Source organism: Aequorivita antarctica, from assembly GCF_007997155.1.
Classification (GTDB): Bacteria; Bacteroidota; Bacteroidia; order Flavobacteriales; family Flavobacteriaceae; genus Aequorivita; species Aequorivita antarctica.
In genome coordinates this window covers 141,765-152,229 of record NZ_VORT01000007.1, presented here as the reverse complement: position 1 = coordinate 152,229, position 10,465 = coordinate 141,765, and the positions used below count along the sequence as shown (strand labels likewise).

Annotated in this window: 9 protein-coding genes and 1 pseudogene; 7 read left to right on the top strand and 3 right to left on the bottom strand. The window is 38.7% G+C overall.

Annotation, left to right across the window (positions count from 1 at the left end; all coding sequences use genetic code 11):
* Nucleotides 1-60: 60 nt before the first annotated feature.
* On the bottom strand, nt 61-1,215 hold the full coding sequence (locus ESU54_RS11185; protein WP_111845803.1) for a ComEC/Rec2 family competence protein: 1,155 nt from the start codon (nt 1,213-1,215) through the stop codon (nt 61-63).
* Nucleotides 1,212-4,754, bottom strand: a complete 3,543-nt coding sequence (locus ESU54_RS11180) for a hypothetical protein (protein ID WP_111845804.1) — start codon at nt 4,752-4,754, stop codon at nt 1,212-1,214. Before ESU54_RS11180 ends, ESU54_RS11185 begins: the two co-directional genes overlap by 4 nt.
* Before the next feature lie 1,125 nt (nt 4,755-5,879).
* Between ESU54_RS11180 and ESU54_RS11175 the strand changes: the two genes are divergently transcribed.
* Entirely contained in the window at nt 5,880-6,869 is a 990-nt protein-coding gene (locus tag ESU54_RS11175) for an IS110 family RNA-guided transposase (protein ID WP_111845805.1), read from the top strand.
* Between the two features lie 125 nt (nt 6,870-6,994).
* Here the strand turns inward: ESU54_RS11175 and ESU54_RS11170 are convergent, their stop codons facing one another.
* On the bottom strand, nt 6,995-7,201 hold the full coding sequence (locus ESU54_RS11170) for a hypothetical protein (RefSeq protein WP_111845806.1): 207 nt from the start codon (nt 7,199-7,201) through the stop codon (nt 6,995-6,997).
* A 241-nt stretch (nt 7,202-7,442) separates the two neighbouring features.
* Here ESU54_RS11170 and ESU54_RS11165 point away from each other — a divergent pair, with 241 nt between their 5' ends.
* From ESU54_RS11165 to mobB, 6 genes and pseudogenes are all read left to right on the top strand, one after another.
* Nucleotides 7,443-7,595 carry a hypothetical protein gene (locus ESU54_RS11165; protein ID WP_249041327.1) on the top strand — a complete coding sequence of 51 codons (153 nt, stop codon included), beginning with the start codon at nt 7,443-7,445 and terminating at the stop codon, nt 7,593-7,595.
* A gap of 11 nt (nt 7,596-7,606) precedes the next feature.
* On the top strand, nt 7,607-7,960 hold the full coding sequence (locus tag ESU54_RS11160) for a single-stranded DNA-binding protein (protein ID WP_111846089.1): 354 nt from the start codon (nt 7,607-7,609) through the stop codon (nt 7,958-7,960).
* Between the two features lie 80 nt (nt 7,961-8,040).
* A complete protein-coding gene (locus ESU54_RS11155) occupies nt 8,041-8,421 on the top strand; it encodes a DUF6876 family protein (RefSeq protein WP_111846090.1) in 381 nt (126 codons plus the stop codon).
* Between the two features lie 20 nt (nt 8,422-8,441).
* Nucleotides 8,442-8,639 carry a hypothetical protein gene (locus ESU54_RS11150; protein WP_111846091.1) on the top strand — a complete coding sequence of 66 codons (198 nt, stop codon included), beginning with the start codon at nt 8,442-8,444 and terminating at the stop codon, nt 8,637-8,639.
* A gap of 321 nt (nt 8,640-8,960) precedes the next feature.
* Entirely contained in the window at nt 8,961-9,419 is a 459-nt protein-coding gene (locus ESU54_RS11145; protein WP_317046632.1) for a BfmA/BtgA family mobilization protein, read from the top strand.
* 11 nt (nt 9,420-9,430) lie between these two features.
* Nucleotides 9,431-10,458 (top strand): annotated as a pseudogene (gene mobB / locus ESU54_RS11140) (MobB family relaxase).
* The last annotated feature ends 7 nt before the right edge of the window (nt 10,459-10,465 follow it).

Here is a 10,465-nt window from a genome sequence, read left to right as displayed (position 1 = left end):
TTAATAATGTTAAAGTTAAAAACCTTCCTAAATAACCTATTTGATATCTTAAGCTAAAACTCATAAGATTGTAATTGGTTTGTTTTGTCCAGGCCATACATTATCAAAAGGAGAAAAAGCAAAGGAGTCGTCATTGGGATCGTCAAACCATTGCATTAAATACGTAACTCCTACAAACATGCCGTATGATTTTTTTTTAATTTTTCCCGCATTATTTTCGGCAGACACCTCTCTATCAGTAACCACGTACCAGAGGTTGGAAAAAATATTCTCCTGTGTATTCTGTTGGCCATAAGGATGATTTAACCCATCACTACATGTTAACCAATGATAAAAAGCATTCTTAATAGTACCCGCACTCCTAATTGCCCGTATCGCCACACAATATGGATGACTATATCCATAGCCGGAACTTACAAATGCGGCTTCCGGCTTAGTCGCAGTAGCCCATGCATCTGTAGTCCCACTTCTACTTCCATGATGTCCAAGCTTTACTGCCGTACAGTTTAGAAAATTTGAATCCTCAGGATACCAACCTTCTAAATAATTTTCATAGAATTTTCCTGCTTCACCATCCCCCAGTAAAATTAATTTACGTCCTTTAAATTCAATGAGCAACATCACACTTTTCAGATTGGGATCCCTCGATGCTCTGGTTGGAATGTTAGCTCCAATTAAATAAATTTTTAATTCACCATTTAAATATGGCCACGATGGAGTTACAGTTTCATCTATTAACATTTCGTCATGAGCCGCAGGCCCGAGAGGCAAAACAGGAGTTCTACAGGCATTTTTAATTGTATCCCAGCCATATCCTTTATTGCGGTATTCACTTTCTTCCCCGCCATAAGTAATTTTTCCAATTTCAAGGGTTGTATCATCAGGCCATTTTGCTTCCCAAAGGTTATCGCCATTTTCGTCCGTACCTGTTACTAAATTGGCAAGCATATTCCAATGGTCTCCATCTGAATGCGTAATAAATAGATGATCTAGATAAGGTTTATTTTTTCCTCTTTCTATAGAGATTTCAGTTATTCGATCCACAAGTACTATCAATGTGGATTGAGAAGGTGATTCGCCAGGGTAATCACCAGGTTTAAAACCAAAATCTATTAAAAATATTTGCCAATTATCAGTACTAGGCTCTCCTGCTTCAATGTGAGTGCAATCCCCTTGCCCTACATCATGAAAAAATGTGTCCATTTGTGTACTCATGAGTCTTTACTTTGATTAATTAATCGACTTAATTCTTCTTGTTTATCATCGCCTGATTCTTTCTTCTTTTCTTCATCTTTTTTATAGGCCGCATACCAACCAAGCATGGTGTTAGTTTGTGCTGCAGGATCACCAAATAGCAGTACATTCGTACGTCCGCCAGGAGGAAATTTCACTCCCAAAAAGCTGAGTGCGATATTGAAAAATTTCATCATATAGGCCTCATCTTGTGTAGGCATTAAGGTGATTCGATCCATTTTTAGCTTCAAAGGGCCCATAATGGTAATTTCTGTATTTCCTCCTGAAGACCCAGGTAATTTTAATCCTGAAAAAATTTGATAATTATCTTTAGACGGTGACCATGCAGCAATTAGAGAAGCCTTAAAATTAAGTTTGGCCGCAAGTCCTCCAGGGCTACCAAAATTAACATCGAACACAAGTCCAAACCACGGCGATGATATCTTGGATTGCTTTAGTGGAGTGAGCATACTCATATACCCCAAATCTGTAGGCGATTCTGAAGTATTTTCTGGACTAGCTTCTATATTCCCCAGCGTGTATCCTGAATACAAAAAGTGCTGAAGCTCTTCATGAGAACGGACCAATCGTACATCAAAATCATTATTAGACGCATCATCAGTAGGCGATCCCTGAACAAGCCCGCTAATGCTTAGTGGAAATTTATTAAACAAGCTTTTCGGACGCGCACTACTTTGCGAAATATCAAAGGCCATTTGGCCGGCATTGAAAATAAACTGGGGGTCTTCCGTGGAAATCTTATTAAAGGACATATCAATAGCCAGGTTTGAGAATGCAAGCTGACCTATAAATTCCGATGCCGATTCTGGTCCGAATGAAAACATATCAAACCCCTCTAGTTCTTTAAATTGCATCGACCCCCACAACATAAATTTGGTTTCAACTCTTTCAGAAGAACCATTAGACTGAGAGTCAAGAACAGTAATAAATTGTGCCTTGGTGATCTCTACTACCTCTAAAACTTGGCTTTCAACAATAAAGGCATTATCACTTTCCTCAATAAAGAGATAGGACTCTTCTGAGCCGTGTTTTTGATAAGAACCATTAAGAATAATATTATTTCCGTGTAAGCCATTTGGCAATGTCACCAACTCATCAAAGAGCTCCCCTACCAACAATTCAATCTGGCTAGAAAAATTAGTGACTTGTGAATTAAAAAATAACACTTTCAACGATAGTACTTTATATGCGTATGGATCGCCTTGGTAAATCAAGTCTCCTGGATCTTCATAGAAAATTAATCCAAATAAAGACGAATCGGCTGTTTTTATTTGATCGTTAATAATTGCATCAATAGAAGATACCGTGGCGCCCATATGATGAGCAAAGAACTTATCTTTCTTTATCCCAGCTGCCAATCCTTGGAGTTGTGGGGGAAGTTGGTTTAAAGGAACAGTTACATTGAAAAATAAAGAGCCGTTCCATAATTGGGTCCCCCCATCGGGACCCGATTGATCATTGACGATAGTATAGCTAAAATGCTTAAAATCAGGCTCGGTGTTAACCTTCTCTTCCGCCTCTTTAATAATTTTTTGTAGTTGTGCTTGAGTATTTTTCACACTATCATTAAAAACGCTACCTAAAGTCCACAATCCAGTGTCTGCTACAAGTTCTTTTAATGAAAGGTTAGAAAACTTGATAACCATAACAGCATCGTGATCAGACCAATAGTAAGGGGCCAATTCAAAAACCCAATCGCCAAGAATAAGTATGGCTGCCGCCCCATATTTAAATATGCTATCACCATATTCCTCTAGTGGGTCTCGACCAAGTACTGCAAGCAGTGCATCTTTAAAGTATTTTTTGCTGAAATAGCGAATGTTCTGGATATTACGCAAAGGCTGTAATACACAACTAGGAACATCATTTGCAGCTAATTCCTCAAAACTATTTTGGGTAAGCCTGAATTCTACCGAAAACCATTCGTGTTGCTCAAATTTCTCATAGCTACTTATTACCAAAAATAGTTGGTTGGTTAATAATGCCACCCGCATTTCTTCCCGAACATCGGTTAAGACTAAAGTTTGTTCAATATCACTAGAATGAGCTAATGTCAAAGTTTCCAAAGATTCTAAATCTTCATCGAATTTGGCGAGCAGTCCCTGCGGTGTAACAGCCGAAATAAATGGTCCCGTTGGACCTGGCATTCCCGTCATACCGTTAAATGGACCTGTTGGGCAAACTGGAATACTACCTGTCATTCCTCCCGTAGCCGATAAAGAAACCGGAATTTGCATGCTCAAACTCTCTGGCCCCTTTAATGCATCTAAATCAAGACCATTCTTTAATATTATATCTCTTCGGCAGGGCGTAAGGACTACCTGCTCTATACGTTCGCACTGAGCGAGTTCCCCTTGTTGAACACCGTGATATGGCATTAATGGAAATATGGGAGTTTCACCTTCCGAAGAAAGGGCTATTGTGCGGATTTCTAAAAACTTAAGAAATCTACCTTGTTCGTTGTCAATGCCATACAAAGGTGAAGGCTCTGGTTGGGCATAATAATTAGCTGACATATTCGGAAAAGAGACCCAAGCCGTTGTCACAGGATAGGGGGCATCTGGCATAGTAGCTGTTAAAAATTCTCCATCTGTTAGTTGATATGGCCCATATGCTCCACGATCTGAATGAAAGCTAATGTGATCGTCTGTAGGTTGCTGAATGAACTCAATCCCAGAAATTCCACATATAATTCGAACAGGTTCCCTTGTTTCCTCCTCGGTCTCAACTAAACCCCAAGTTCCTTGAAGTGTAAAATAACTTTCTTTTTTTTTTGGATCATAAACAGGACTATATCCAGACGAACCACCAATCATTTTTAGATACAATGGTGAGCCCAAAGGGGTTAGAAAATTAGTTTTTATAGCGGTTTTTGTAACCCCTGATAAAATTGATACTGTGCCTCGTTCTAGACTAGGTAAAAATATTACAAAAGGATTTTCTAATGGGGGAGGCATATCAACAAATACCTCAGCCTCCATAGCTATAACATTCTTATCTTTATTTTCTGTAAAAAAACGGATGTATGGAATAATTCCAGAACTAGATTGTATTTCATATTGCAAATGACCATTTGAATGAAGTACTATATCCCCAGATATTTTTAATGGTGCTTTGGATGAATATGTTGAAAAAGAATTGGAGGTTGCTTTTGCGCTTTTCAGAATTATTTTTGATCCATCTTGAACTACTATTGTATTTTTAGAGATGTTTAACGAATTTGACCCCGCAGTTAATGTTATGTCTTCTTCAATTTGATTTTTGGTATTATACCAAATAGCATTGTAATTATCTAAAGAGTCAAGGTGCCATATTGCGCCCCCTTTTATTGTCTTTTGTGATTTCCATTCATTATAAAAAACATCAATTTCGTGTTGTAATATTTGTTTGGTTGCTATGTGGAATATTGTTAAGCTAGCTAATAAATCGTTAGGTTGGGATTCTGAAGCGAAGCCAAATGTTGATTCTTTTGAAAGAATATATAAGGATTTTATTTGCATCTATTTATCGCTAGTGGAGCATTAATAACTATTCGAATATTTAATATGGTTTTTAAATAAATTGGCGCTTCCCAGTTATATAAAAATGAATGGAAAATATATTCAAGGGGAAGGTTATTATTGGCCAAATTCACGAATCAATCCATAATAATTTGAATACTAGCAGTATGCAAGTTACAATATTTTACAAAACAAACATTACGGTAAACACGTAAACTTTATAAGGGAAAACAGTAAAGTTGATATGGGGATTCACTAGAGGCTTTTTTTTATAAAAATCTTTAAAGAATTTTTTTGGGTAAAGGGTTTAAATTTTCGTAAGAATGTTTTACAATTTCAATAACTCATTCAGCACTTTCCCCTACATTCCGTGAAAAACTCTATTTCGGGAAAAGAGCTTCACTACAATAATCTTGGACACCATCCCCAATTTCATCTTTCCATTCCGTTTGCCCTTCCCGTCCCGAAACCTTGGGACTGGGAAGCGCACTTCATTCCAATCCTAAATTGTGAACGGAGTCCGCCCGTTCTGAATTGACATTTCTGCATTTGTTTCCACTTCCCTTGATTTAGTATTTCACAAAGACATTTAAACCTACTCCCGCATCGTCGCTGTCCCAATCATTTTTTTGTAAGCAAAATACCAACATTTGGAAGTTAAACGGACTGCATAACCGGTCGCACACTCCCTTTTATAAGTCCTTATTAATTCCAAATATTGAAAATGTATCAGCAACAAAAAAAAGGTAACAGCGACGGCCTTTAGATTTGTTCTATAGATGAAATCTATTATGATGATGGTGTTGAAAAGAGGGGGTCCGGGGGAGACTCATAACTCACGGAATTGTTGATAAATCGAATATCGGGTAGGTGAACTTTTGCGACGGCCAGGGAAGAGACCTATATAGTGTAACGGTACCTACCCTTTTTTTAGAAGGATCGTAATATTAAATTTATAGTTGAACAGGAAAAGGACGGGGTGAACTTCCGCGACGGCCAGGTTTATGACCTATATAGCGTAACAGTCCCCGTCCTTTATAACCAGATTGCCAGAACCATATAGGATATTAGCCCTTGTTTTTAAAGGTCTTAGTTTAAGCAATCTATTAAAAGCAAAGTAAAAATATGGAAATTATTGATGTTATCGGTATTGATGTCAGCAAACTGACATTGGATTGTTGCGTCCATAGCAATGGATTGCAAAGAAGGTTCGCAAACCATTCGAAAGGGATAGCGAAGATGATCAAGTGGGGCTTGACCAAAAGTAACGGGGACAGGGAAAACCTGCTGTTCATACTTGAACACACAGGACTCTATTCAGACAGGCTTGTCCAAATGCTCGCAGCAGATGATTGCGTGATGAAAGTAGTATCCGGTCTAGAGATCAAGCGTTCGCTGGGAATAACCCGTGGCAAGGATGACAGGGCGGATGCCCGGCGTATTGCGTTGTACGGGTATCGTACCAGGGAAGAGGGCAGGCCGAGCACGTTACCAAGTGCGACATTGGTAAGGTTGAAACGGTTGATGTCCCTGCGGCGAAAGCTCGTCGCTCAAAGGGCTGGCCACATGGCGACGCTACGGGAGCAGAAAAAGGTGCTGGACCAGGATGCACTATTGTTTTGGGTACAGGAGGACATCATCAACCTTTTGACCTGGAGGATAAATGACCTCGAACGTGAGATGGACAATCTCATGCAGGAAGACCCAGAGTTACGGGAAATGCTAAGATTGTTGATGGGGATCAAGGGAATAGGCAAGGTCACCGCCCGTTTTTTAATTGTATATACCTCAGGGTTCACATCGTTCGGTTCTTGGAGAAAATTTGCCTCCTATTGCGGTATAGCCCCTTTTCCACACACTTCGGGAACCAGTGTGAGAGGAAGGACAAGGATAAGCCGTCTTGCAAACCTGGAAGGGAAATCGCTGCTGCACCAATGTGCCCTGAGCGCGGTGAAATCGAGTCCAGAGATGAAGGCCTACTATGAAAGAAGGCTCGAGATGGGCAAGAGCAAGATGAGCACGCTCAATATCATTAGAAATAAATTGGTCGCAAGGGCATTTGCAGTAGTCAACAGGGGCACACCTTATGTAAATACGATGAAATATGCCTCTTGATATAGATAGTTCCGCTTAGTCTCTGGGCTAACAACCCAGAATATTGCCAACTTTTATCCATTGGTCAGTATCATTGGTCCCATGGACAGGGACAGTATTGTCCCTTGTTGAACATTAGATCACGTCTATATGGATTGTCTTTCCATTTTGTCCCCTTGCCCAGTATTCTGGGTCTCTCCATAATGGGCTTTGGCCTCCCGGTCATAGTCCCCCATACCTTTTTGGGAATGCGAAAAAACAACATCCGTTCTTGGACGGCGGCATAAAGCCGTTGCGCGGGCTCCACTTTTTATACGCCTTACCAAGCCCGTATGTTGTGTGGTAATTGGCATCAAAAAAGGTAATGTGAGGGCACTATGGGAAGTAAGTCAAAATCAAATATCATGAAATCGAACAACATACAAAAAGGGCAAGGGGACAAAAAAATCAAAAAAAGGAAAATGCTCAGGATATAATAAGTAAGTCGGTTGGACTGCGTGGCAGAAAAAAAGCAGAGCAATAAAGAAAATTTATGATAGAAAATTAGGAATTACCATAGGATACACTATGGGAAGTAAATCTAAAACGAAAATTATGAAATCTTACGAAATCAATAAAAGGGAAGTGGAAACAAAGTTAAAAAAACAAAAAAAGGAAAACGCTTTGGATATAATAAGTAAATCACTTCAAAAAAATATGAACGTAAACTATCCGAAGGGTTCGGGTGGTATTTTAATTAATCTTTAAATTTTTCAATCATGAGTACACTAAAAAACAAAGTACAGTTGATCGGTAACGTGGGCAATGCCCCCGAAACCAAGACCCTAGAGAGCGGCAAGAAAGTCGCAAACTTTTCACTTGCAACAAACGAATTTTATAAAAATTCAGATGGCGAAAAAGTGCAAAACACCCAATGGCACAATATTGTTGCCTGGGGCAAGATTGCCGAAATCGTAGAGAAATACGTGGGCAAGGGCAAGGAAGTTGCCATAGAGGGCAAATTGACCTCCCGTTCCTATGAAACCGAAGCAGGGGAGAAACGATACGTTACCGAAGTGGTAGCCGATGAAATCCTGTTACTTGGAACCAAGGACAACGGAAACGCTGAATAACAGCGGTAAAATTTAAGAGGGCGTTTCAGTCGAAAGTAGCGCCCTCTTATTAACTATTAACACTTTAAATAAATGTAATAATGAAAGCACAAGTTAACGAAATAAAACAGGGATTGCAACATTTTAGTGGAACTGATATGTTTTATCAAATCCCATTATTAAGAACACGTTTTACGGATGGACTAAAATATCTAGCCAATGTGGCGGATTGCTTTTGGCTAATTACAGATACTTCAGTAATTGCTAAAAGTCTGATGAACCGAAGTGAATTTATAACCATAGACTTTAAAAGATTGTCCGAGGAAAAACAGGATTATACAGGTTATGAAGCCGAAATTACGTATGCAGATGGAAACGATAACATTTTGGAAAAGCACGGCTATCGGGCAACCGATTTTCCATTGGATGAACTGAGGTTATTTTTTGTAAATGACACGCTGATGTTACCGAGCGAATATTAAGAAATCTAAATCCAAATGTTATGATTTATCTTAATTATTCAAACTTGAACGAGGAAACCCAAACACAACTTTTGAATAATTCCAAAAAAGAAATTCAAGAGCGGTTTGGGGATGATATCCGAAACTATGCAGATGAGCATCATATTGATTTTGAAACGATGCTCGAAGAGGAAGCACAGCGAAATCTTTACAGTTATGATTTTGTATTTGTTATTTAAATTTTAAAACAGCAACCAAAAGACCTTTGAAAATATCAAGGGTCTTTTCTTTTTGTAAATAATCTATTGAACAATCCGTAACGGAATGAATGTTTTGTTGAAGAAAATTTTGATTGTTAAAATTGAATTTCATAAAAATTGACAATCAATTCTAAATTTCAAACAAGAGACTTAATTTTCTATAAAAGGTTCTAAAATTTTGTCCGCGCGCGGACAAATTGGAGAAGCAAGAGGGTAACACGCTGCGCGATGTTAGAACTCCTAGTTATTTCGCAAATATTTGAATTTTAGCGTATTATGTTTATATGAGGATTTGATAAAATGGGATTTGCAATTGTTTATCACGAAAAAACTTTTCCGCGCCAACAAAACCAACAAATTTTTCACGAAAAAATGGATAGAGGATATGAAAGGGAACGGTTCGAGAGCATAAGTATCAAACGATCGGTGGCCAAAAAATTTAAGAAGTACTGTAGGACATTATCCAGATCACAGTCCATGACGCTTCTGATAATGTTGGACTTTTTTCGGGACAATGGCATTTCGCCCGTGGAATCCCTGGGCCCAAATCTGATGGCATCGGAAGTTAGGATATTGAAAAGGATCAATGCCGTGATAGCTATTATGAGGGATATGGAAAAAACACAGACCAAACCGACGGCCGCCATGATACTTTCCCTTTTCGAGGAATCCGCGCCAAATGAAAAGCCCCTCATTTTGGAAAAGAAATTGACTGAAGAAAAACCATTGAAATATAGGGAACGACAGGATGAAAATTAAAAATAATAGTAATGTATATAACAATCACACCCCAGAAGTTGGGAGATAACTATTCACAAAGTGCAGCTGATTTTGTGGAATATCTGGAAAAGGAAAATCTAGGTCTGGAAAATGAAAATGAGGAATTTTTTTCAATCAGTACGAGGATAAAATAGGAGCGAAGGAAGTGGTGGAGGAAATTGATGGCAACACCGCGAAACTTAAAAAGATTGAACCAAAATTTTATTCCATTACTGTCAGCCCGTCAAAATATGAATTGAAAAATTTGCAAAATAGCAGCGAGGATTTAAGAAAATATACACGGGAAATTATGAAGGATTATGTGGCCTCCTTCAACCGGGAAATAAACGGCAGGGCCATAACCATAGATGATATAAAATACTTTGCAAAAATTGAACACCAACGCACTTTCAAGGGATCGGATATCCAAATTCGGGAGAATCAACCATTTGCAACCAAAATATTAAGACTTGAAAAGGAAATACGAACAATCCAAAGCGGGGAAAAGGAGGAAATTATCAAAGCTCTGGAAAATGAAATTAGGAAATTGGAAAGGGAAGCTCCCCATCAGCAAAATGGAAAACGTATAGTCCGGGGAATGCAAAAGGAAGGTAACCAAGGCCATATCCACATTATCGTTAGCCGGAAGGATGCCTCAAACTCCGTGAGCCTTTCCCCTGGGAGCAAATATAAATCATCTGAGGTGATGATGAACGGCAAGTTGATAAAACGCGGCTTTGATCGGGATCAGTTTTTCTCCAAAGCGGAGAAAAATTTTGATGGCAACTTTGGCTACAAACGAAATTATGTGGAGACCTATCAAGCGAGAAAGGAATTTATAAAAAATCCAAATTTCTACTTTTCCGTATTGTTGCAATTACCGACAAATGAAAAAGCGATTGCTTTTAAATTGATACGGGAATCTGGAATGCCCGTTCAAAGCATTCCAACAAATTCTGCGCAATTAGCACTGAAAGTTTTCAATAGACTGAGACGGGGAGTGGATATCGCGATCAAATCCAGTTCAATAGGGATTTAATTTTTAA

Excerpts from the sequence above, each read along its gene's own strand:
- ESU54_RS11185 (WP_111845803.1), bottom strand. The coding sequence starts at position 1,215 with ATGAGTACACAAATGGACACATTTTTTCATGATGTAGGGCAAGGGGAT.
- ESU54_RS11180 (WP_111845804.1), bottom strand. The coding sequence starts at position 4,754 with ATGCAAATAAAATCCTTATATATTCTTTCAAAAGAATCAACATTTGGC.
- ESU54_RS11175 (WP_111845805.1), top strand. The coding sequence starts at position 5,880 with ATGGAAATTATTGATGTTATCGGTATTGATGTCAGCAAACTGACATTG.
- ESU54_RS11170 (WP_111845806.1), bottom strand. The coding sequence starts at position 7,201 with ATGCCAATTACCACACAACATACGGGCTTGGTAAGGCGTATAAAAAGT.
- ESU54_RS11165 (WP_249041327.1), top strand. The coding sequence starts at position 7,443 with ATGAAATCTTACGAAATCAATAAAAGGGAAGTGGAAACAAAGTTAAAA.
- ESU54_RS11160 (WP_111846089.1), top strand. The coding sequence starts at position 7,607 with ATGAGTACACTAAAAAACAAAGTACAGTTGATCGGTAACGTGGGCAAT.
- ESU54_RS11155 (WP_111846090.1), top strand. The coding sequence starts at position 8,041 with ATGAAAGCACAAGTTAACGAAATAAAACAGGGATTGCAACATTTTAGT.
- ESU54_RS11150 (WP_111846091.1), top strand. The coding sequence starts at position 8,442 with ATGATTTATCTTAATTATTCAAACTTGAACGAGGAAACCCAAACACAA.
- ESU54_RS11145 (WP_317046632.1), top strand. The coding sequence starts at position 8,961 with ATGGGATTTGCAATTGTTTATCACGAAAAAACTTTTCCGCGCCAACAA.